18 protein-coding genes and 1 riboswitch are annotated in these 22,746 nt (G+C 71.8%); of the genes, 6 read left to right on the top strand and 12 right to left on the bottom strand.

Features of this window, described 5'->3' with window-relative positions:
• Positions 1-72: 72 nt before the first annotated feature.
• The 3 genes from thiG to thiO all read right to left on the bottom strand — a co-directional run bounded on the left by thiG (position 73) and on the right by thiO (position 2,205).
• Complete coding sequence (gene thiG, locus H2Q94_RS01920; protein WP_243791350.1) at positions 73-831, bottom strand: thiazole synthase; 759 nt, start codon at positions 829-831, stop codon at positions 73-75.
• A gap of 1 nt (position 832) precedes the next feature.
• Complete coding sequence (gene thiS / locus H2Q94_RS01915; protein ID WP_243791348.1) at positions 833-1,033, bottom strand: sulfur carrier protein ThiS; 201 nt, start codon at positions 1,031-1,033, stop codon at positions 833-835.
• Positions 1,024-2,205, bottom strand: a complete 1,182-nt coding sequence (gene thiO / locus H2Q94_RS01910) for a glycine oxidase ThiO (RefSeq protein ID WP_243791346.1) — start codon at positions 2,203-2,205, stop codon at positions 1,024-1,026. The genes thiS and thiO overlap by 10 nt, the downstream gene beginning before the upstream one ends.
• A riboswitch (TPP riboswitch) is annotated at positions 2,195-2,304 on the bottom strand. It overlaps the preceding gene by 11 nt.
• 75 nt (positions 2,305-2,379) lie before the next feature.
• On the opposite strand from thiO, the gene thiE reads away from it, so the two are divergent.
• Complete coding sequence (thiE, locus tag H2Q94_RS01905; protein ID WP_243791344.1) at positions 2,380-3,054, top strand: thiamine phosphate synthase; 675 nt, start codon at positions 2,380-2,382, stop codon at positions 3,052-3,054.
• A gap of 120 nt (positions 3,055-3,174) precedes the next feature.
• Here thiE and H2Q94_RS01900 read toward each other — a convergent pair whose 3' ends face one another.
• Together H2Q94_RS01900 and H2Q94_RS01895 are read right to left on the bottom strand one after the other, a co-directional pair.
• On the bottom strand, positions 3,175-4,296 hold the full coding sequence (locus tag H2Q94_RS01900; protein ID WP_243791342.1) for a S1 family peptidase: 1,122 nt from the start codon (positions 4,294-4,296) through the stop codon (positions 3,175-3,177).
• Between the two features lie 172 nt (positions 4,297-4,468).
• Complete coding sequence (locus H2Q94_RS01895) at positions 4,469-5,548, bottom strand: hypothetical protein (RefSeq protein WP_243791339.1); 1,080 nt, start codon at positions 5,546-5,548, stop codon at positions 4,469-4,471.
• A 277-nt stretch (positions 5,549-5,825) separates the two neighbouring features.
• Here H2Q94_RS01895 and H2Q94_RS01890 point away from each other — a divergent pair, with 277 nt between their 5' ends.
• Entirely contained in the window at positions 5,826-6,782 is a 957-nt protein-coding gene (locus H2Q94_RS01890) for a threonine ammonia-lyase (RefSeq protein WP_243791337.1), read from the top strand.
• 9 nt (positions 6,783-6,791) lie between these two features.
• On the opposite strand, the gene H2Q94_RS01885 is transcribed toward H2Q94_RS01890, so the two are convergent.
• Complete coding sequence (locus tag H2Q94_RS01885) at positions 6,792-7,547, bottom strand: GntR family transcriptional regulator (protein WP_243791335.1); 756 nt, start codon at positions 7,545-7,547, stop codon at positions 6,792-6,794.
• Positions 7,548-7,844: 297 nt separating this feature from the next.
• Between H2Q94_RS01885 and H2Q94_RS01880 the strand changes: the two genes are divergently transcribed.
• Positions 7,845-8,876 carry an SIS domain-containing protein gene (locus H2Q94_RS01880; protein ID WP_243791332.1) on the top strand — a complete coding sequence of 344 codons (1,032 nt, stop codon included), beginning with the start codon at positions 7,845-7,847 and terminating at the stop codon, positions 8,874-8,876.
• A 389-nt stretch (positions 8,877-9,265) separates the two neighbouring features.
• Here the strand turns inward: H2Q94_RS01880 and H2Q94_RS01875 are convergent, their stop codons facing one another.
• The gene (locus H2Q94_RS01875; protein ID WP_243791330.1) at positions 9,266-10,102 is read right to left on the bottom strand and encodes an amidohydrolase family protein; all 837 of its coding nucleotides are present in this window, start codon (positions 10,100-10,102) and stop codon (positions 9,266-9,268) included.
• Between the two features lie 362 nt (positions 10,103-10,464).
• Between H2Q94_RS01875 and H2Q94_RS01870 the strand changes: the two genes are divergently transcribed.
• Positions 10,465-11,412, top strand: coding sequence for an N-acetylglucosamine kinase (locus H2Q94_RS01870; RefSeq protein WP_243791328.1), 948 nt, complete (start codon positions 10,465-10,467; stop codon positions 11,410-11,412).
• An 8-nt stretch (positions 11,413-11,420) separates the two neighbouring features.
• On the opposite strand, the gene H2Q94_RS01865 is transcribed toward H2Q94_RS01870, so the two are convergent.
• From H2Q94_RS01865 to H2Q94_RS01855, 3 genes are all read right to left on the bottom strand, one after another.
• A complete protein-coding gene (locus H2Q94_RS01865) occupies positions 11,421-12,164 on the bottom strand; it encodes a DUF3159 domain-containing protein (protein ID WP_309501112.1) in 744 nt (247 codons plus the stop codon).
• A 363-nt stretch (positions 12,165-12,527) separates the two neighbouring features.
• The gene (locus H2Q94_RS01860) at positions 12,528-13,226 is read right to left on the bottom strand and encodes an ESX secretion-associated protein EspG (protein ID WP_243791326.1); all 699 of its coding nucleotides are present in this window, start codon (positions 13,224-13,226) and stop codon (positions 12,528-12,530) included.
• A gap of 80 nt (positions 13,227-13,306) precedes the next feature.
• Positions 13,307-13,810, bottom strand: coding sequence for a hypothetical protein (locus tag H2Q94_RS01855; RefSeq protein ID WP_243796052.1), 504 nt, complete (start codon positions 13,808-13,810; stop codon positions 13,307-13,309).
• A 1,196-nt stretch (positions 13,811-15,006) separates the two neighbouring features.
• Here H2Q94_RS01855 and H2Q94_RS01850 point away from each other — a divergent pair.
• Positions 15,007-15,480, top strand: a complete 474-nt coding sequence (locus tag H2Q94_RS01850; RefSeq protein WP_243796051.1) for a hypothetical protein — start codon at positions 15,007-15,009, stop codon at positions 15,478-15,480.
• 1,352 nt (positions 15,481-16,832) lie between these two features.
• On the top strand, positions 16,833-17,678 hold the full coding sequence (locus H2Q94_RS01845) for an SGNH/GDSL hydrolase family protein (protein WP_243791324.1): 846 nt from the start codon (positions 16,833-16,835) through the stop codon (positions 17,676-17,678).
• Between the two features lie 314 nt (positions 17,679-17,992).
• Here the strand turns inward: H2Q94_RS01845 and H2Q94_RS01840 are convergent, their stop codons facing one another.
• The gene (locus H2Q94_RS01840) at positions 17,993-18,988 is read right to left on the bottom strand and encodes an IS481 family transposase (RefSeq protein WP_243795475.1); all 996 of its coding nucleotides are present in this window, start codon (positions 18,986-18,988) and stop codon (positions 17,993-17,995) included.
• Positions 18,989-19,434: 446 nt separating this feature from the next.
• A complete protein-coding gene (locus tag H2Q94_RS01835) occupies positions 19,435-22,434 on the bottom strand; it encodes an AfsR/SARP family transcriptional regulator (RefSeq protein WP_243791322.1) in 3,000 nt (999 codons plus the stop codon).
• Positions 22,435-22,746: the final 312 nt, after the last annotated feature.

The following is a 22,746-nucleotide window of genomic DNA, read 5'->3' as shown; positions in this document are numbered from 1 at the left end:
TCACCACGAGCGCGCCAGGGCACGACGCGGTTCGGCTGTTCGCGGATCTCGACGAGGCGGTTCGGCGGGAGCTCAGGGGTGAACGGGGCTGGAGGCCTTCGCCCAGAAGCGTTGCGGGATGCGGCCCGCTTGCGAGGCCAGGCGGCCCGCGTCGACGGCGGCGCGCATCGCGGCGGCCATCCGCTCCGGGTCCTGAGCTCGGGTGACGGCGCTGGCGAGCAGCACCGCATCGCAGCCCAGTTCCATCGCCAGCGCCGCGTCGGAGGCGGTGCCGATGCCCGCGTCGAGGATGATCGGCACGGTCGCGCGGGACACGATCATCTCGATGTTGTGCGGATTTCGGATGCCCAGGCCCGTGCCGATCGGGGAGCCCAGCGGCATCACCGCCGCGCAGCCCACCTCGGCGAGCCTCGTCGCCAGCACCGGGTCGTCGTTGGTGTAGGCGAGCACCACGAACCCCTGGTCGACGAGCTGCTCGGCGGCGTCGAGCAGCTCCACCGGATCGGGCAGCAACGTGTCCTCGTCGGCCACCACCTCCAGCTTCACCCAGTTCGTCTCCAGCGCCTCCCGAGCCAGCTGCGCGGTGAGGACGGCCTCCGCCGAGGTGCGACAACCCGCGGTGTTCGGCAACGCCTCGATGCCGAGCCGGTGCAGCAGCTCGAGCACACCGGTGCGGCCGCCCGCGTCGGCTCGGCGCATCGCCACCGTCGTGAGCTCCGTGCCCGATGCCAGCAGCGCGCGCTCCAGCACCGACAGGTTCGTCGCGCCCCCGGTTCCCGTGATCAGCCGCGAGCCGAACTCGCGTCCGGCGATCACCAGTGGATCGTCCACGTCAGCCTCCCTGCACTGCGGTGAGCACTTCGATGGCCGCGCCGTCGCGCAACTCGGTGGCCGTCCAGGAGGCCCTGGGCACCACGGTTCCGTCGACGGCGACGGCGACGCCTTGTTCCGCCACACCGAACTCCGCCAGCGCCGTCGCCAACGTGGCGTCCACGTCGACCGGCCGAGCCGATCCGTTGATCACTACTTGCACGGTTGCCCTCCTCTGTCGTCTGCGACGGGTGCGCCGTCCGATGTCCACGCCCCGTTGGCGAACCGCGCGGGATCGGGCCGCGCGTCCCGCCGGGGTTCTGCGGCGGCCGCCGGGGATTGCTCGCCGGACAGCGCGGCCAGCACGGCATCGGCGGTGATCGGCGCGAGCAGGAACCCGTTGCGGTGGTGCCCGGTCGCGGCCAGCACCCCCGGCTCCAGCTCCCCGATCAGCGGCAGGTTGTCGTGGGTGCCGGGCCGCAGTCCGGCGATGGCCTCGACCAGCTCGTACTCGGCGATGCCGGGCACCAGCCGTTCCGCGTCCGCCATCAGGTCCCGCACGCCGCCGACGGTGACGTCCAGGTCGAACCCGGCGTCGTACTGGGTGGCGCCGACGACGAGCCCGCCGTCGTCTCGCGGAACCAGGTAGACCTGCCTGCCGTGCACCGGCCCGCGCACGGTCCGCGTCGGCGGCGGCAGCGCGGTGCGACGCGTTCGCAGCCGCAGCACCTCTCCCTTGACGGGCCGGATCCGGCCGGTCAGCGCCGGGTGCAGGTCACCGGAGTGGGCGCCCGCGGCGATCACCGCGACGTCGCAGTGCACGGTTCCGTCGTCGAGATCCACCGCGCCCGGCCGCACCCGGCGTGCCCGCCCGTCGCGGAACTCGACGCCTGCCGCTGCTGCCGCCGCCCGCAGCGCGGCCAGGGCCACCCTGTTGTCCACGGCTAGATCACCCGGCACTTCCAGGCCGCGGCGCACCGCAGGCCCCAGCGACGGTTCGGCGCGGCGCACCTCGCGCCCGCTGAGCCTGGTGACGCTGCGCCCGAGGGACCCGAGGTGATCGGCGAGCATGTCCAGTTCGGACCGGTCGGCGCCGTCCACTCCGACGACGAGCGTGCCCTCTTCACGCAGCCCGGCGGGCAGTCCGGACGCGGCGGCCAGTTCCGCGGCGAACTCCGGCCAGCGCCGCAGCGAGGCCGAACCGAGCTCCAGCAGTTCCTCCTCGCCGGGCGCCGCTTCCGCGACGGGCGCGAGCATGCCGCCCGCGACCCACGACGCGGCGCGTTCACCCGCGTCGACGACCCGAACCCGGTGTCCCGCGCGCGCGGCTTTCCACGCGACGGCGAGACCGATGATCCCGCCGCCCACGACGGTGACGGCTGACTGCTGCGACATCTACGCTCCCTGCGCCGGCATGACCCGGATCAGGTTCGACGGTCGGGGCGTTCGCCCCCTCTCAGTCCGGTTCTTCCCCGGACTCCCGTGCGGACCACCACCCACCGTACTCACTCCTCCGGGCGAGGTCAGCATCCGGCCGTGCCCTTCCCCGCTGCGGATACTCTGGACGGCATGCCCGGATTGGACGGTTACGGCATCCGCACGCGGCTCGCCGACGCACGGCTGTACCTCTGCACCGACGCGCGTGCCGAGCGAGGTGATCTGGCCGAGTTCGCCGAGGCCGCGTTGTCCGGCGGCGTCGACATCATCCAGCTGCGGGACAAGACTCCGGGCGGTGCGCCGTTGGAGGCACGCCAGGAGCTCGCCGCGCTGGAGGTGCTGGCGGAGGCCTGCGTGCGGCACGGCGCGCTGCTGGCGGTGAACGACCGCGCGGACGTGGCTCTGACCGCGGAGGCCGACGTGCTGCACCTCGGCCAGGACGACCTGCCGGTGCAGGCCGCGCGGCGCGTCGTCGGTGATGAGGTGGTGATCGGCCGTTCCACGCACGACGTGGTGCAGGCGGACGCGGCGGCGACGGAACCGGGCGTGGACTACTTCTGCACCGGCCCGGTGTGGACGACGCCGACGAAACCGGGCCGCGAGGCGGCGGGACTGGAGCTGGTGCGGCACGCCGCGGAGCACCGGGGGCACGGCAGGCCGTGGTTTGCGATCGGCGGCGTGGGGCACGCGAACCTCGCCGAGGCGGTGTCGGCGGGCGCGGACCGCGTCGTCGTGGTGCGCGCGATCACCGAAGCCGAGGACCCGCAGGCCGCCGCCGAGTCGCTCAAGGCCGGCCTCCCGAACTGAGCTCGACCGAGCCCCACCGGCAACGACGAGCGGGCTGCACCTCGTGGGGCTGAGGTGCAGCCCGCTCGGGCTGGATCAGGTGTCACCCGAACCTGAGGGGCCGGTTCGGGATCACCCGGCTCACTGCGTGAGCAGGGTGAGGCCGTAGGCGTCCAGGATCTCGTTGACCGGCTGGAAGTACGTGGTGCCGCCGCTGGTGCAGTCGCCCGAACCACCGGAGGTCACGCCCTGCGCCTGGTCGTCGGACAGCCACGAACCGCCGGAGTCACCGGGCTCGGCGCACACGTCGGTGCGGGTCAGGCCCTCGACGGTGCCCTCGGCGTAGTTCACCGTCTGGTTCTTGGCCTCGACGGTGCCGCAGTGCCAGCCGGTGGTGGAACCGGACCGGCAGATCGAGGCGCCTTCCGCGGCCTCGGTCGAACCGGCGACGCCGACGGTGCCGCCCGCGTAGTCGTTCACCAGCGGCTGCGGGGTCTCACCGGACGCGGTCTCGACGTAGCCGTAGTCGTCGCCGGGGAACGAGGAACCGGCGAACGTGCCCGACGGGGTGCTGGTGGTGTCGCCCTCGCTGCCGCAGTGACCGGCGCTGACGAAGCCGCCCTCCACCGAGAAGCCGACGGAACAGCGGGCGCTGCCGCCGATGGTGTAGGCGTTGCCGCCCACCACGTCGGCCAGCAGGCGCGGGGCCTCCTCGGACTCGACGACGCGCACCGCCTGCTCGTCCACTCCGGTGGAGCGCACGAACTCGGTGGCGGTCGCGGCCGAACCGGTGGCGGCGGTGAGCACGACCGAGTTGGCGGCCGAGTCGAGGTACCAGCCGGTGACGCCCTGCGGGGCCTGGTGCGTGTTGAGGCCGTCGACCACGCCGCTGAGCTGCGCGGTGCTGAACTCGACCAGCTTCGCCTCGGCTCCGGCGGCCCGGACCTGGTCGATCAGGTTCGAGTCGGTGACGCCGACGACGAGCTTGCCCAGCTCGGCGTCGTAGCGGGAGCCGCCGAACGCGCCGCCGAGCGAGTCGCGCAAGGTGTGGTCCGCGGTGTTCGCGATGGCCTCGCTGTGCAACCGGGCCTGCGCCTGCTCGGCGGTGAGTCCGAGGTCGCGCTGCATGGCTTCGAGCTGAGTTGCGGCCTTCTCCAGCGGCGCGGGTGCGACGGTGGCCGAGGCGGGCATGGTGAAGGCCGCGACGGTTCCGGCGGCCAGCACGATCGTCCCGGCCACTCTGGCGGCGAGTCTGCGCGTCATAGGTGGTCTCCTACTCCTTGAGGTGGGGCTCAAAGATCCCGACGGAGAGCAAGTATTGGTGGGGACCACCCGTCGCACATCCTCCTTTCGCCGCATCAATCAAAAAAGAATCCCCGGTTAACCCGCCATTCAGCGGGATAACCGGGAATAATCACCATTCGCTGCTATTCGACTACGGAGTGTCGGGGCTTTCCGGCTGTCCGGTCTCGCCGCCGGGAGCCCCGGCACCGGGCTCCTGGAGCTGCGGGGCGCCGGTGGTCTCCTCGGTGGTCGGCGCCTCCGATCGCCCGGTTTCCCGAGTCGGTTCGGTCGGCTCGCTCTGCCCGGTCTCGCCGGGCTCACCGGGCGCGGTCTGCTCGCCGCTGGACTGCTCGGACGAGGACGACGTGGTGGGCTCGGACTCCTGCGAGGAGCTCGGTTCCGCCGATTCGGTCTCCTGCGGCGCGGGCGTCCGCTGCCCCTGGTTCGCCGCCGGGGTGAACACCCGGCCGATCGTGGTGCCGCCGTCGCCGCCGGAGAACGGCTTGCCGAGGATCCCCTCGAAACCGGTGATCACCAGCATGCCCAGCCCGAACATCAGCGCGCTGGTCACGGCCACGACGCCCCATCGGATGCCGCGACCTGTCACCGAGGAGGCGACGACCTCGGTCTTCGCCTCCTCGGTGACATCCCGCCCGGCGCCCTCCGTCTGCCTGGTGGCGTCGGTCGTGTTGTTCCAGGCGAGCATGCGGGTCCTGGCCTCGGCTTCCGAGGCGCCCATCCGGCGGGTGCCGTCGGGGTCGGAGTCGACCTGTTCGCCGCCCGGCCACTGCATCGCGCCGGGTACCCGGATCTTGCGGGTGGCCTCTTCCGCGGGTGCCGAGCCCTTCGACGCGGAGGTCATCGCGCGCTGCTCGCGCGGCTCCGGAGGCGGCGGCTGCTGGAGGCTCACCTTGGTGGCGCGTTTGAGCGCCGCGCGGGCGGCGACCACGTTCGCCTTGTCCTTGGTGGTCTCCAGCTTCTCCTTGGTGCTCTCCAGCGAACGCTGGTAGAGGGCGCCTCCAACGGTGATGACGACGCTGGTCAATCCGGCCCCGAAGACGGTTCCCGCGACCCCGAGGTGCGACCCGAGGAAGGCGGCGGTCACCGACGCGAGGGCACCACCGGTGACCTGCGCGCCGGACAATTCGATCTTCTTCTTGGATTTCTTTTCAGCGGCCTCGTCGTTCTCGTCGGTTCCGGTCGCACCCCGTTCGGCATTCTCCTTCGCCATGTGGCTCCCACTTACTTCGGCGCGCTCTCTCTGAACCTGTCAACGAATGATCTCGCTGAGATTCTCCCGATTGTTGCACGTTCGTGATAACTGCCACTTCGGGTAACACCGGAAGCGCGCACGGATTCCGTATCGATCAGGGCAGAATTGAGCACAATGGACGATCAAGTTCTGAACCATGCGGTCAGTTGATCCCCACGACCGTTCGGCCGCAGCGCCCCGTCGCAGGTCAGCGCATCGCTGGGCGAACACGCCGGAATCGGCCATGATCACGGGCATGGATCTGGTGACACCGCAGGACATCGAAGCCGCTCAGCACCGCATTCACGCCGTGCCGGGACCGTCGGCGGCGGTCCGCACGCCGTTGCTGCCGCTGCCCGGGGCCGACCGGGAAGTCTGGGTGAAACCGGAGAACCTGCAACCGACCGGCGCGTTCAAGATCCGCGGCGCGCTGAACGCGATCGCCGCACTCCCCGAACCGGTCCGGGCACGCGGAGTCGTCGCCTATTCCAGCGGGAATCACGCCCGCGCGGTGGCGCACGCGGCGCACGCCTTCGGCGTCCCCGCGACGGTCGTCGTCCCGCGCACCGCACCGGCCGCCAAGATCGCCGCCGCGCGAGCGCTCGGCGCCGAGATCGTGCCGGTCGAGGTGGCCGAGCGGGAGAGCACCGCGCGGCGGATCACCGCCGAGCGGGCGGCGACGCTGGTGCCGCCGTTCGACGATCTCGCCGTCATCGCGGGCCAGGGCACCGTCGGCCTGGAGATCGCGGCCGATCTGGACGTGGACGTGGTGGTGGTGCCGGTCAGCGGCGGCGGGCTGCTGTCCGGAGTCGCCACCGCGATCCGCGCCCGGCGGCCCACGGCGAAGATCGTCGGAGTGGAGCCGGAGCTGGCGGCGGACGCGCGGGAAAGCCTGCACGCGGGGCATCGGGTGTCCTGGCCGGTCGAGCTGCGCACCCGCACCGGTGCCGACGGGCTCACCGCCGAGCCCTCCGAGCTGACCTTCCGGCACCTGGTGGACCGCGTGGACGACATCGTCACCGTCACCGAACCGGAGATCGACGCCGCCGTCGCTCACCTCGCCCGGCACGCCCGGATCGTGGCCGAGCGCAGCGGAGCGGTCGCGGTCGCGGCCTGCCTGCACCGGCAACTGCCGCCGGGCCGCACCGTCGCGGTCGTCTCCGGCGGCAACATCGACGCCGAGGACTTCGCTGCCGTGCTCAGCCTCGCCTGAGCGCGGCCGTCACTGCGGCGGGTTCAGGCGGGCGACGAACTTGTAGCGGTCGCCGCGGTAGATGGAGCGGACCCATTCGACGGGTTCACCGGCGGAGTCGAAGGAGTGCCGGGACAGCAGCAGCATCGGCAGGCCCACCTCGGCGCCGAGCGTCTCGGCCTCCTCGGGGCTGGCCAACGCGGTTTCGATGGTCTCGTCGGCGTGCCCGAGTTCCACGCCGAAGTGCTCCCGCAGCACCCGGTACAACGAGCCGCCCGACTCCAGCCGAGTGGTCAAGCCGCGGAAGCGGGACAGCGCCAGGTGCGTGGTCTCGATGGCCATCGGTTCCCCGTCGGCGAGCCGCAGCCGCCGCAGGCGCAGCGCCGTCGCGCCCGCGCGGGTGCCGAGCAGGCTCGCGAGTTCGTGATCGGCGGGTTCCTCCACGACCTCCAGCAACCGGGAGGTGGGCTGGCGGCCCTGGGCTCGCATGTCCTCGGTGTAGCTGGACAGCTGGAGCCGCTGCGCGACCTTCGGTTTCGCCGCGAAGGTCCCTTTGCCCTGCACCCGCAGCAGCCGGCCTTCGACGGTGAGTTCGGCGAGCGCCTGGCGCACGGTGGTGCGGGAGACGTCGAACTCGGCGGCCAGCGCGCGTTCGGTCGGGATCGGTGATCCCGGCGGTAGCGATCGCAGCATGTCCAGCAGGTGTTGCTTGAGCCCCCAGTACTTGGGTTCGCGCTGTGCGCGCACCGGGGTGTCCGCCCCGCCGGACACCGACGTTTCCAGCATCTGTCCTCCTACCGCCGAACCTCGCCCCTGACGCGATGGCCGCGGCCGCTGATCACCGACATCCGCCGCGTCCCGGTGGAGCCGTCGCCCCGCGCGAGCGGCGACTCACCGCTCGCCGCGCCACGACTGTCCAGCATGCCTGAACAACGGCACGATCATCACGTTCTCCCCAGTTTTCCCACATTGGTGATCTTGAATCGAACGCCGGGTGGCAGCAGGAGTGTCACGCGCGTCACTCTCGGGGGAGCGGCACGTTGGTTAGCATTGGTCTAGACCTAATCCCCACGGAGAGGCCCCATGAGCGAGGCGAACCCCGGCCAGAGCATGCGAGCCGAGATCGACGAGCAGCCGCGGATCTTCGCCGACCTGCTCGCGGCCACCGACATCGCCGCCGTCGCGGCCACCATCGCGCAGCGCAAGCCGCGATTCGCGCTGCTGGCGGCGCGCGGCTCCAGTGATCACGCGGCGCTCTACGCCAAGTACCTGATCGAAGTCCTGCTGCAACTGCCCGCCGGACTCGTCTCGCCGTCGACCACCACGCTCTACGGAGCCGAACCAGACCTCAGCGACGTGCTGCTGCTGACCGTCAGCCAGAGCGGCGGCTCCCCCGACCTGATCGAGGTCACCGACTCGGCCCGCCGCCGCGGCGCGACCACCGTGGCGATCACGAACACGCCCGGCTCGACGCTGAACGCCACCGCCGAACTCGCCGTGGGCATCCGCGCCGGACAGGAACGAGCGGTGGCCGCGACCAAGACCTACAGCGCCACCCTGCTCGCGCTGTACCTGCTGATCGACGCCGTGCGCGGCGGCACCGGGCGGGACGCCGCGGCGATCCCCGACCTCGCGCAGCGGGCGCTGGCGGAGAGCTCCGACGCGGTGGCCGAAGCGGTGCACCGCTACCGGTTCGCCGGGCGGCTGGTGACCACCGCTCGGGGTTACTCGCTGGCGACCGCGCTGGAAGCCGCGCTCAAGCTGGCCGAGACGAGCTACCTGCCTGCCCGCGCCTACAGCGGCGCGGATCTGCTGCACGGTCCGGTGGCCGCCGTCGACGCCGAGACGGCGGTGCTCGCGGTCAGCGGCGCGGGCCAAGGCGGCGCCGCGATGCGCGAGGTGCTCGACGTGGTCCGCGAACGCGGCGCCGACGTCTGCACCCTCGGCTCCGGTCCCGCCGCGGCGCACCACATCCCGGTGCCTGCCTGCGCCGAGGAACTCGCGCCGCTCCTGGAGATCCTTCCGGTACAGCGGCTCGCGCTCCGCCTCGCCGTGGCGCGCGGCGGCGACCCGGACCGTCCGCGCGGGCTGTCCAAGGTCACCCGCACCCGCTGATCCGTTTCGAAGCGACTCGTCTATTCGGACGAAAGGGAACTCCGGAGATTCGCCCCGGTCCCGGGACCTGCCAAAACGGTCCCATCGAAGAAAGCCGCAGCATCCGGCCGGTGCGCGGCGGAAAAGTTGGAGCCCGCCTCACCGAGGGGGCGGGGTGAGGCGGGCAGCGTCAGATTACGCCGAACGGGTCAGAAATGACCACCGCCACGGCGGGGGAAAGCACGACGAGTCCGCGATCTCTTCAGATCGTTCCCGCCGGAGCAGCGCCCTGATCGATGCGGAACACGCCGAAGATCGAACGCGGTGGCTGATCACCCGGAGCAAGCCGCCGCGCTCGACGCGACTGCGCCAGCAGGATCGACAGGGTCCATCAGGGTTCGCAGGGGCGCTCAGAGTTCGTAGGCCTGGCGCGCGGTGCCGTCGAAGATCGCCATCCGCTCCCGCTGCGACAACCCGCCCACCAGCTCCGAAGCCAGCCGCAGCACCTCCCGGTAGGGAGCGGCCAGCTCGCACACCGGCCAGTCCGAGCCGAACATCAACCGGCTCGGCCCGAACGCGTCCAGCACCATCTCGACGCACGGCCGCAGCGTCGCCGCATCCGGCGGCCGCTCGGCCGCCTCGGTGACCAGCCCGGACAGCTTGCACAGCACGTTCGGGTGTTCCGCCAGGCGCCGCACCAGTGACTCCCACCGCCGCAGATCGCCCCCGACGGGAGGCTTGCCGCAGTGATCGAGCACGAAGGTCAGCTGCGGGAACTCGCCCACCGCTTTGATCGCCGCGGGGAGCTGCTCCGGGCGTACCAGCAGGTCGAACACCAGCCCGGCGTCCTCCACCGCCGCGAGTCCGCGCAGCACGTCGGGCCTGCTCAGCCACTCCGGATCCGCCTCGAACTCCACCGGGTGCCGGATGCCCTTCAACCAGCGGCCCGCCGGGTGCGACAGCAGGGCACCGAGCTGTTCCCGCACGCCGCGCGCGGTGAGGTCCACCCAGCCCACGACGGCACCGATGCAGTTCACCGAGTCGGCGAGCACCAGCATCTCCGGCGTCTCCTCCGGATCCGCGACGGTCTGCACCAGCACCGTCGTGTCCACCGAGGTGCCGCGGACGGCCTGCGCCAGGTCGGTGGGCCGGAAGTCGCGGCGCAACGGCTCCATCTCGGGTCCGGTGATCCACGGCTGGTCCCGGACGTCGATGTCCCACAGGTGGTGATGCGCGTCGACGGTCATCGCTGTTTCCTCCCCCGGCCGCGGCTGCTCCCGGCGATCGATCCCACAGTGTGGCCCGCCCCCGTTCCGCGCTTCGGCGCAGGGCCGCCATCCCCTTCCCGAAGGCGCTCGAACGCCGCTCGGTCCCGGCCGAGGAGCCTTCGTCGAGCCGGCTTCGCTCCATGTCCTGTCAGCGGCGAAGCCGATGAGCAGTGACCAGCTTGATCAAGATGACCATCGGCGGGTTCTCGGCGGCTTCCTCGCGAGGACGGCTTTTCCCTCGTCGCGGAGCCACTCGGGAAAAAGATCCCGCAGCGAGGAAGCCGCCGAGGTTCCGCCACCCGACCACCTGCGCAGGCCACTCCGCGAGTACAACGGACCGCATGGAGTTTGTGCTCGGGCTCGACATCGGCGGTACCTCCAGCCGCGCCCAGGTCGGCGATCTGGACGGACGTCTCGTCGGCGCCGGTGCCGCAGGGGGCGGCAACCCGAACTCGCATCCCCCGGAGGACGCCGCCGCGCAGGTCACCGCGGCGGCCCGCGCCGCGCTCGGCGAGCTCGACGGGCGCTCGGTGCGGTCCGCGGTGCTCGGCATGGCCGGAGTGAGCGCCATGACGGATCCGCGAGTGGCCGGACTGTTCGAGCAGGGCTGGAACTCGCTGGGCCTGAACTGCCCGGTGCGGGTCGTCAGCGACTGCGAGGTGGCGTTCGCGGCGGGCACCTCGGCCGCCACCGGAACCGTGCTCATCGCGGGCACCGGCGCCATCGCCGCCCGGATCGAAGACCACCGGGAAACGGCCTCCGCGGGCGGGCACGGCTGGCTGCTCGGCGATGAGGGGTCGGCGTTCTGGCTCGGCCGGGAAGCGGTCCGGCACGCGCTGCGCACCTTGGACCTGGGAGCCGTGCCCGACGCCGGACTCGCCCGATCAGTGCTGCTCACCGTGCTCGACGAGGTCCCGGCGGACGAACCGGTCCGGGTGCGCAAGCGGCTGATCACCGCGGTGAACGGGGCGCCACCGATCCGGCTCGCCGAGCTCGCACCGCTGGTCACCGCCGCCTGCGCGGACGACGACCCGGCGGGTTCCGGCATCGTGGACCGCGCGGCCGTCGAACTCGCCGACACCGCCGTGCGCGCCCGCGACTCCGGGCCGATCGTGCTGGCGGGCGGACTCACCGCCGAGGGCAACCCGGTCGGCACCGCGCTACGCGCGGAACTCGGCGCCCGGCTGCCCGGCACCCCACTGCACCTGGCCGGACCGGGCGCCGCAGGAGCGGCCTGGCTCGCGGCCCTCGACCACGACCCGGCCGCGCCCCGCTACCCGGGAATCTGAACGCCGGCTCACTCATCACCCGCAGAGCGGACGGCGGGTTCAGGTTCGCCCGGGAGTCGTGGATGGCGAATGCCCGGATGCTCGGCGGGCAGCGAACGACGCAGCACCCACCAGCTCGCGGCGATGCACACGGCCACCAGCGGCCACGTGAGGATCGCCTGCGCCGCGCTCAACGCCAGCACGGCATCGGCCAGCCACAGCGGGATGAACACCAGCAGCCGCACCACGTACTGCCCGACCCACACCCAGCTCGCCAGGCTGTAGCCGCGCAGCAGCGCCGGATCGCGCCGCCAGCCACGCCCCTGCCCCAGCAGCGTGCCCACGATGATGCCCAGCAGCGGCCAGCGGGCCGCGATGCTCACCATCCACATCAACGCGCTCACGGCGTTGGTGACCAGCCGCGCCAGGAAGAAGTCCGCCGCGTTGCCGGTGTACAACGCGAGCACCGCGCCGAGCAGCACCGCGAGCAGGCTCACCAGCACCGCCAGCGGACGAGCGCCCTTGTGCAGCCGCCACCCGCCGAGCACCGCACCGACCGCGACGGCCGCCACGCCACCGGCGGCGATCGATTCGCCGCCGACGTACCAGCCGAGGCCGAACAGCACCGGCGGCAAGCTGGCGTCCAGCGCGCTCGTGCGGCCGCCGAGCAGCCGCATCAACGAATCCCGCTCCGCACCTGGTCCAGGGACACCCGATTCCTGGTCGCCCGGTTCCGGGCCGGTAGGTGCCCGCCCGGTCTGCCGCTCCCGCATCACACTCCCCAGCCTGCCGCACCCGCGCCCGTCCACGCACCCACCAGTCGGCGGCGGATGCGAATCACACGTTGGATTCCGTCGCGACGGTCCGGGTAGCAAGGTGGCAGCGGAACCACGGCTGGTTCCTCGCTGCGGGATCTCTTTCCCGAGTGGCTCCGCGACGAGGGAAAACGCCGTCCTCGCGAGGAACCGGCTGAGAACCCGGCGGTGGTCGGCTTGCTTGGATGGTCGCTGCTCACGGCTTCGCCGCTGACAACACACCGAACAAGATCGCTGATGTGCACGAGACGTCGATCCCGCAGTGCACCGCCGGCGTTCCCGACCCGCTACGCAGGTCGTTCTGCGAAGGGCTCTCGGCTCTCAGTCGTGGGCGACTCGGGACAGGAGGTCGGCGAGTCGGTCGGCGATCGCACCCCTGTCTCCTGGGGCGCAGGTCAGCACGTCCGTGGACGGCTCGCCGAACAGCGTGAAGCGGCCGAGGTCGTTGTCGAACCAGGTCAAGCCGGGATGCGCGGACGAGGAACCGGTCCGCCGGTCGGCTCCGGAGACCAGGAAGTGGCCGATCCGATGCCGGGGCCGTCCGATGATCTCCTCCAGCGCGCGGGACCGGGCCGTGCGCTCGGCCCGCACCGCTTCGCCCGCGGCCGCCGGGGCCTGCGGGAGCAGGTCCGCGCACACCTCCGGCAAGTCGTGCGGGTCGAGGAACTCCAAGTGCAGCCGCCGCCCGTCGAGCACCCCCACCACACCGACCTCACCCGTCGCGACGACGCGCGCGGCGAGCCGCTGCCCGGTGCGCACGTCGACCAGACCGGCGGCGGCGATGGACACCTCGGAGCCGCACAACAGGTACAGCGCGTCCTCGACCTCCGGCTCCGGGCGGCCGTCTACGGCGAGACCCGAGGCTTCCAGTTCCGCCCACACCTGAGCCACCAGCCTGGCGCGTTCCTCGGCGGACTCCTCCGGGCGGGACAGCTCGAACGGGTACTGCCGGACGTCCAGGTTGAGCTGCTCGCCGAGCACGTCCACGGCGGGCAGGGAGAGGGCGATCGTGTCGACCATCGGCTGTCGTATCTCACCTTCGGTACGGCGGACTCCCGCGGAGCCCGCCGGTGAACCAGGGGATCAGAGCGTGTCGCGGGTCAGAAGTCGCGGTAGCCCGGCGGTGCTTCGCCGAGCACCGGCGGCGCCACCAGGCGTCCGCCGCCGTACTCCTCGTCGTAGACGTCGTCGGCTTCGAGGAGGAACTGCGGGCCTCGCTCGTTCGGTCCTGCCTCTCCGGGCCGGTAGCCGCCGGTGCTGAACTCGCGCTCGCGCGACTCCGGCTGGATCTCCTCCGCGGTCCAGGACGTGCGGCGGGAACCGCGACCGGACCGCGACGTCGACGACCGCGCCTTGGAGCCCATCGGGCCGAAGCCGCCGTCGGGGCGTGCCTCGTACCGGTCGACCTGCCGCTGCGGAGGTTGCTGCGGCTCTGGCCGTTGCGGAGGTTGCTGCTGGTCCCCGGCATGCGGCTCTGGCCGTTGCGGAGGTTGCGGCGGCTGCTCGGGCTGTTGCTGCTGCCCGGGATGCTGCGGCGGCTGCTCGAACCGCTGCTGCTGCGGCGCGGGTTGCTGCTGGGGCGGCGGAGGTTGCTGCGGCGGCATCGGCGGCCGGTTGTGGGGACCCGATGGCGGGCCGCCCTGCTGGATCGGCGGTCCCTCCGGACGTGGTCCCGCCTGCGGCGGACGCATAGGGTCCGCCGCTGCGGCGGGCGGTGCCTGCGTGGGTTCCGCGCCGGGGGCCGGCATGCCGCGCGGCGGCGAGACCGGACCAGGCCCGGCGGGCATCGGCGGCGCCGCTTCTGGAGGCATCGGCCCCCGGCGGGCGGCATCGGCATGCCACGAGGCGGTGACATCGGTTCCGCTCCGGGGGGCATCGGCATGCCTCCCGGCGGCGACATCGGCTCCGGTCGCCGGGCGGCCTCGGGCGGAACGGGTGGCCGGCCGGGCGGCACCGCGCGGGCGGCGTCCGGCGTCGGCTCCCCGGCCTGGCCAGGAACACGGTGCGGCATCTGCGGCGGGCCTGCTCGGTGCCCCGGCGGGGCCGGCTGCTGGTCCGGGGCGCGGCCCGGCGGGCCTTGTCCGGGCGCGCCGGGTCGCGGCGGCTCCTCGACCTCGCCGGGTGGTCCGATCAGGCCGCCGGAAGCGGCCGGTGCCTCCGGCAATCCGAACAGGTCCTCAGGTTCCGGCTGTTCGGGTTCGGCGTGCCGTCGTCCCGATTGGGGCGCACCGGGTTGCGGCCGCCCCTGCGGCGGCTGCCCAGGCCCCGGTGCGGCGGCCCATTCGTTCGAATTCGGCGGCGGTCCGTGGAACATCGGCGGCACCGGCGCCTGCTGCCCGCCCGGTGGCGGAGGCCCCGGTGGCGGCCCGCCCTGCGGCCCGACCGGTGGCGGCCCCGAGGGCTGCGGTCCGGTCGGTGGCGGTCCCGAGGGCTGTGGTCCGGGCTGCTGCGGCCCTGTCGATGGCGGCCCGGCCTGCTGCGGTCCCGGCTGCGGGCCGACCGAGTGCGGACCGGATGACTGCTGGTCTGCGTGCTGGCCGTACGGGTGCGGTCCGCCGGGCGGCGGGCCGACCGGAATCCGCGCCGAAGCCGGTGCCGGAACCGGCTCACCGACGTGCGGCGGTGCCGGAGATTCCGGCGCGGGCAGCCGCCCCGATGTCAGCCCGTCCTGAACGGAGTCGCCGTCGAGCCCGGACGGGCGCGGCGGCGGCTGCGGTCCCGCATCGGGCTGCCCGGAAACCTGCGGCGGCTGAGAAACCTGCGGCGGCCGCGAACGACCGGCTCCCGGCCGGGTTCGATCGTGCGGCGACGCGGGCGACTGCGCGCCCGGCGGTGGCTCAGCGGCCGCCTCGGCGCCGGGCTGCGGCAACGCACCCGTCAGCGGCCCGGAGAACCCGCTCGGCCGGGCGTCTTCGCGCTGGTCGGCGGGACCGGCATCGGGCCGGAACTGCTCCGCGAGACCGGCCAGATCACCGGACAACGCGGACGTTCCACCGGCCGGGTCGAGCCGTTCCGGCTGCGCGGGCCGCGGCCGGGGAGCGGGCCTGCGCCGCGCGTGCACGAATCGCTCCCCGAGTCGCTCGATGCGTTCCCAGAGCGCGAACGGGTCGGGCTCGGTGGCCAGCGCCGCGAACTCGGACCGCAGGTCGAACCCGCCCGGCCGGGCGGCCGGTCGAGGCCCTGCGTGGCGCGGCGGTTCGTCGGGCCGTGCGTCCGGGGCTGGGGCGGGATCCGGATGGAGCTCCCCCGACCGGACCTCGCCGGGCGCCGATAACTCGCCGGCGGAGCCGAGCACGCCGTGAACCGGCGTGCCGGGGCGTTGCGGAGGCTGTGACCGGGGCGGGAGTTGCCCGGAGAACGGCGGCTGCCGTTCGGCCGACGGCGGCCCGCCCGGGGCCGGGCGTCCCGGCCGCTGCGGCCGATCCCGCTGCGCCCGATCCGAGTCCTGCGCCCGATCAGGCTGCGGCGGCTGTTCCGGAGGCCGGGATTCACCGGGGCCGGGCGGCACCGGGAGCTCACCCGAAGACTGGAGGTCACCGACGCGGCGGAACTCGGCGGACGACCGGCGCGGTTCGCCGCCTCGGAGCTCGTCCTCGTACCCGGCGTCACCACCGGGCGAGTCGGCCGCATCGTGCGGCTTACCCGCACCGGACTCCCCGAATTCCCCGGACATCAGGTGCTCACCACCGAGAAGCGATTCGGAATAATGGGACTCTTCGGAAATCAGTGGCCCGTGGGAAACAACGGTCTCACCGGCCGAAAAGGACTCCTCGGACGTTCGCGATCCGAATTCGGGAGGCATCGGTTCACTCCGGAATGTGACATCGGGTCCGAGTTCGCCGCCGACCCGAGCACCGCCGGATCCGTTCGCCTGCCGCGCCGGCGGTGCCGGGCGGCGGGTCGCCACGCCCGGAGCTGGCCGGCCGATCTGCCTCGCTGGGGCGGCGTCACCGCGTCCGGCATCCCGCGTCGGGGGCAGTTGCCGCGGGCCGGCGCCCGCGTCGGCCGCCCTGTGCGGCACGGGCGGCGGGTGGCCCGCCGGTCCCGGCGCCGCCGGATTGTGCGGTGACGTCACTTCTCCCCCAGCTCTCGGATGCACTTCGGTCGCCGCGGACTCCTCGCCCGAGCGTCCCGCATCAGTGCACTGGGCACCGTCGTCACGACGTGCCCGGTCCTGCCGTCGTTCCCCACTCAGGTGCCTGTCACCTGGTGTTCCGCGCCGGTAGCAGTCGGTCGCGCCAGGGGTCGATCGACCACTGCGACGACGACGTCCCCCACCGCGCGCAGGGTCGCCACCTGCGTCGATCGCGACATCACGAGCCCCCTCGTCGCTTCTGTTACCGCCGAGCGACATTAGCAGCCGAGTTCGAGACATACCGCCGTTTCCCGGTAAGCCACCTTTACTCCCGCGGGTGCACGCGCGTGCCATCCATCACCCCTGTTCGGCAAGGTGTGCCGTCTCCCACGTCCGGCGGTATCCGGATCACGAAGCGATCGCGCACCTTTATCGGAACCGAGACCACAAGGTGCCGTTAATCACTCGTCCATAACCGACGGTGGCGTAAGTCGTCTCCGGAGGACCAGTGTGTTCTCTGGCGGGCCAGAACAAGCGCAGGAGGAGGGCCGATGAACGGCCGGGAGCACACGGGTGACAACGCACGGCGGGCGAACTGGCCGAGTTACGTGGCGTTGGGCGACAGCTTCACGGAGGGAATCGCCGACCCGTCCCCCGGCGGCGGTTACCGCGGCTGGGCGGATCGCCTCGCGGAGCACCTGACGGTGGACAACCCGCGGCTGCGGTACGCGAACCTGGCGGTGCGCGGCAAATTGCTGCGCCAGATCACCGAGGATCAGGTGCCGCAGGCGCTGGAGCTGCGGCCCGCGCTGGTGTCGCTGGTCGGCGGCGGCAACGACATCATCCGCCCGGGAAGCGACCCGGATGAGCTGGCCGCGATGTTCGACGACGCGGTGACCCGCCTGCACGCGATCGGCTCGGACGTCCTGATCGGCACGGGTTTCGACACGTCGACGACGCCGGTGCTGCGCCGCGTACGCGGCAAGGTCGGCACCTACAACGCGCATCTTCGGGCGATCGCCGACAAGCACGGCTGCTACGTGATCGACCTGTGGTCGATGCGAGTGCTGCAGGATTCGCGCGCGTGGGACGAAGACCGCCTGCACCTGTCCTCGGAAGGCCACCGCCGAGTCGCGTCCCGAGCCTGCGAAGCGCTGGGCGTGGAGATCGACGAGGACTGGCGCACTCCCTGGCCGGAACTCCCCACCCGCCCCTGGCGAGCCCAGCGCGCCGACGACCTCCAGTGGGCGAGGGAGTACCTGGCCCCCTGGATCGTCCGCCGCCTCCGAGGCCGCTCCAGCGGCGATGGCCGTGGCCCCAAGCGCCCCCAACTGGAACAACTCTGCACAGCGGCCCCCCGAACGGCGGACCGCTCGAACCAGCACCACACCAACTGACCAGCGGCTGGACCCGCGTCGAACGCCGTGGAGGGGATGGATTCCAGAACCTTCCCCGGCCCCGGCGTGCGGCGACGGCGGAGTGCGGAAGGTCGTCCCCAACGATCGCTTCCACGGCTCCTGAGCCCCGAGGCACCTGAACAGATGATCTATTGATCTGTGTCCTCTCAGCGGCGAAACCGCTGAGAAGTGACCAGCTAGAGCAGATGAACCACCGGCGGGTTCTCAACGGCTTCCTCGCGAGGACGGCTTTTTCCCTCGTGACGGAGCCACTCGGGAAAAGATCCCGCAACGAGGAAGCCGCTGAGGTTCCGCTACCTGTTGTGTCTTGTGAGGTTGGGGACGCGGCTGGCGGGTGGGTGGCCGCCGAGTGCGGTGTGGCCGCGGTGGTGATTGTAGGTGTGGAGCCAGTGTGGGAGGGCGTTTCGGCGTTCGGTGTCGGAGAGGTAGAGCTGGGCGTAGGCCCATTCGTCGAGCAGGGTGCGGTTGTAGCGTTCGACTTTGCCGTTGGTTTGGGGTCGGTAGGGGCGGGTGCGGAGGTGTGTGATGCCGGCGGCGGTGAGTGTGGCGGTCCAGAGGTGGGAGCGGTAGCAGGAGCCGTTGTCGGTCAGTACTCGGAGCACGGTGATCCCGGCATCGGTGAAGAATGTGTGTGCTCGTTGCCAGAACGCGGCGGCGGTTTCGCGTGTCTCGTCGGGAAGGATTTCGGTGTAGGCAAGCCGCGAGTGGTCATCGACGGCGTTGTGCAGGTAGCTGTAGCCGATGGCGGGTTTCTTCCCGCCGGCGCGGCGGCGGTCGGTGACGGTGGCCTGGCTGTTGTGGCTGCCGGCCTGGCGGCCGAGGACTTTGCTGCCGCCGCCGTCGGGGACGTTGCCGACTTTCTTGATGTCGACGTGGACGAGGCCGCCGGGCTGCGGGTACTCGTAGCGGCGGATCACCCGCCCGGTGGCCCGGTCCAGGTGTGCGAGCCGGGCCAGCCTGTAGCGGCCCAAGACCCGGTGCACGGTAGCCGGGTTCAAGCCCAGCAAAAACGCGATCCGTGCCGGCCCCCACCGGCGGATCACCCGGACCTTGATGATCCGCCGCTCGGTGCGCGACGGAGTGCGCCGCGGACTGTGATGCGGACGCGAGGACCGGTCTGCCATCCCCGCCTCGCCCTCGGTGCGATACCGATCCGCCCACCGTTGCGCGGTGCTGGGCGAGACTTGGAAACGCTCAGCCGCACGCCGCAACGGCCAGCGATCGTCCACGACACACCGAGCCAGACGCAGCCTGCCCGTCTCAGTCAACGGAGCGTTACGGTGACACACGAGGACCTCCAGGTATTCGGTGCAGATGTCGTGATCCACACCGAACCCGGAGGTCCTCACTCATTCCAAGATCATCCGCCCCGTGTCCCCCGTTCACAACCTCCCGAGACACAACAGCTACCAGACCCCTTACGCAGGCCATCCACGCGACAAAGAGAAAAGACGAAGTGCGGACCTCTGGATTCCCCCAGGCCAAAGGTCCGCACCCACCCCCACGTCCTCCCGGATCGCTCCGAGTGCCCCGTCCGGAGCGTCCGCCCCGACCGTTGCCCGTTCGCACGGGCTCGGCCGGGACGGCCGGGCGGCAATCCCCCCTCGGATTTCCCCCAGTGCCACCCGGTGCGGGCCGTTCATCACGCTGACCCGCACGAAAGTCACTGTCGCAGCCCCGGCTAGACATCGGCTAAACGTCGGCTAAACGTCTACAGTGGACACTTTTTGAGCTGCTAAGACTCAGGCGGAAGATCGTCGAGGGACTGCAGCCGGGTCTTGGCCTGCGCGGCGCGCGGCGAACCGCCGGTCTCGTAGATCGACAGCGCGGTCTCCCACCGGGTGCGGGCCACGGACCGGTCGCCGCGGGACAGCGCCACGTCGCCGAGACCGAGGTACGCCGATGCCTGGTGCATCGCCGACCCGCACCGCTGCGCCACGTTGAGCGCTTCGTGATGGTAACCCTCGCCGTCGTCCAACCTGCCCAGTTCGATGCTGACTTCTCCGCAGTTGTTCAGCACCATCGCCAGGGTTTCGAGGTCGTCCGCTTCGCGGTACATCACCTCGGCTTCCAGCAGGTGTTCCAGTGCTTCGGCACGCCGCCCGTTGGCCTGCTCGACCTGTGCGAGGTTGTTCAGCGCGCCCGCTTCGCGGTAGCGGTCGCCGAGCGTGCGGTAGGCCCGCAGCGCGTCCCGGCAGTGCACTTGCGCCTCGGCGTAGCGCTGCATCCGGAACAACACGGCACCCATGTTGACCTGCGCCAACGCCAGCCATCCGGGGTTTCCGGTAGCGACGGCGCAGCGGTACGAGTCGGCGTAGTGCGCCAGCGCCTCGTCGTGCTTGCCGGTGCGGGCGTAGGCCACGCCGAGCCCCGCGGGCATCAGCACTTGGCCGACGGGGTCGGCGGCGAGCCGCGCCGATTCCAGTCCCACGGTGTAGATCTGGATCCAGTCCTCCCACGGGCAGCGCACCACCAGGTAGTTGAACTGGCAGCGCACCAGCCGCCACGCGTATTCGTGCAGGCCGTGGGCGTGCGCGGCGCGCACGGCGGCGACCAGGTTGGGCCACTCCGAGTCGAACCAGGCGAGCGCTTCGGTGCGGTTGCGGATCTCGGGCTGTTCGATGGTGGAGTCGCCGGAGAGGTCGAGGTCGTCGCGGGCGGGCCGCAGGAAGCGCCGCGCGTGGTCGGCGACCACGAGGTAGTAGTGCAGCAGCCGGGTGAACGCCTTCTCGTCGCGTTCGGCGAAGCCTTCCTTCCGCCCGTCGTCGGCGGGCGCGGTGAGCAGTTCCCGCGCGTAGAGCCGCAGCAGGTCGTGCATGCCGAACCGGTCCGCTTCGGATTCGGTGACGAGGTGCGCCAGCGCGAGCGCCCGCAGCCGGCGGTACGCGCCGGGCGGATCCGTTTCGCACACGGCGGCCACGGCGTGCGCGGTGAACGTGTGCCCCGGCACCAGGCCGAGTTGCCGGAAGGTCGCGGCGTGCACGGGGTGCAGGTTGCGGTAGGAGATGTCGAAGGCGCGGCGCACGCTGGTGTCGGCGTCGTCGATGTCCAGCGCGTGCAGCCGATTGCTCTCATCGGTGAGTTCGTGCACGAGTCCCGCGATGCCGCGGGCGGGGTTGGCGGCGAGCCGGGCGGCGGCGATGCGCAGCGCCAGCGGCAGTCCGCCGCAGAGCTCGGCGAGTTCCCGCGCGGCTTCGGGTTCTTCGGCGGAGCCGTCGATGCCGCCCGCCCGGTCGAGCAGTTCCACGGCGGATTCGGTGGGCAGCGTCTCCAGCGGCAGCACGCGGGCACCGCTGCGCACCACGAGCCCGTCGAGCCTGCGCCTGCTGGTCACCAGCACCAGCGAACGGGAGCCGCCGGGCAGCAGCGGCCGGACCTGTTCGGAGTCGCGGGCGTTGTCGAGCAGCACCAGCACGCGCCGGTCGGCGAGCAACGAGCGGTACAGCGCGGCCCGGTCGTCGAGGTCGACGGGGATGGCGTCGGCGGCCACGCCGAGCGTCTTGAGCATGCTGGTGAGCGCTTCCCCCGGGGACAGCGGAGCGCGTTCGGAGTCGAAACCGCGCAGTGAGGCGTAGAGCTGGCCGTCGGGGAACGAAGCGGCGACCCGCTGCGCCCAGGTGATCGCGACGGCGCTCTTGCCGACGCCCGCGGTGCCGGTGAGCACGGCGAGCAGCGTGGTGTCGCCGCGATCGCGTTCGACGATCCGGTCCAGCATCACCATTTCCCGGTCGCGGCCGACGAATCCGGCGACGGCGGGCGGCAATTCGGCGGGGACCGGACCGACGGGGGCGACTTCCCGGTCGGCTTGCCGCTGGGTGCCGCTGAGCAAAGCTTCGTCGTCACGCAGCAGCCGTTCGTAGAGGGTGCGCACCTCAGGACCGGGATCGATGCCGAGTTCGTGGGAGAGGCGTTCCCGCAGCGCGTGGTAGCGGGCTTGGGCTTCGGCGCGGTTCCCGGCCCGGTAGCCGGCGAGCATCAGCAGGTAGGTGAGGCGTTCCCGCAGCGGATATTGGTCGACGAGCGCGGACAGTTCGATGACCAGCCGGTGGTGCTTGCCCAGTTCCAGTTCGGCCGCGATGCGTTCCTCTAAGGCGAGCAGCTGCAGCTCGTCGAGGTTGGGGCCGACCATCTGGTGCAGCCGTTCGGCGACGATGCCGGAGAGCACCGGTCCGCGCCACAGCTGGAGCGCTTCGTTGAGCAGCGCCGCCCTGGCCGCCGGGTCTTTGCCGTGCGCTTCGTTGATCAGCGTCCGGGCGCGGTGCGCGTCGACGCGTTCGGGGTCGATGCGCAGCAGGTAACCGGGTGAGCGGGTGAGGACTTCGGGGCGACCGGCGGCGTCGGCGTCCCCGTGGCCGTGCAGCAGGCGCCGGATGCGGGAGATGTAGCCGTGCACGATGGTGCGGGCGGTGGCGGGCGGTTCGTCGCCCCAGAGGGTGTCGATCAGCCGGTCGATGGACACGAGCTGGTTGGGTTCCATGAGCAGGCAGGCGAACGCGCCGCGCACGGAGGCGGAGCCGAGTCGCAGCGGCGTTCCGTCGTAGCGGACTTCGAGCGGGCCGAGCACGTGGAAGGTGAAGCCCGCAGAGGACGGGCCGCCCGCCCCGTTGGTGCCCGCCCCGTTGGTGCCCGCGTTGTTTCCGGTGCTCGCGTTGTTTCCGGTGCCCGCGTTGTTTCCGGTGCCCACGTTGTTTCCGGTGCCCACGTTGTTTCCGGGCGCTGCGTCCTGCCCTTGCATGCCCCTCGACACCTGCCGTTCGCTGCGTATTCGATCCTCGTCAGTTTCGGTCACTCAAGCTCGCGGAGTCCACTACCGGCGAAGCCGACACACGGTAGCGATCTTCGAGCAGCGCCCACCGATACCATCCGCGCCGTCACCCGATCGGCCGAACGAGGGGTATGGTCGCCGAGCATCCGGCAGGCGCGCCGATCAACCTGTCGGGGCGCCGGAAAGTTGATCATTCACGGATCTCGGGCCGGATGCCAGGGTGCGCGGCCTCACGCGGCGAAGATGTCCACGGTTGCCGGATCGCCACCGCGCTCGCGATAC

This window comes from Saccharopolyspora gloriosae (genome assembly GCF_022828475.1).
Lineage (GTDB): Bacteria > Actinomycetota > Actinomycetes > Mycobacteriales > Pseudonocardiaceae > Saccharopolyspora_C > Saccharopolyspora_C gloriosae_A.
This window is presented reverse-complemented; position numbering and strand designations above follow the sequence as displayed.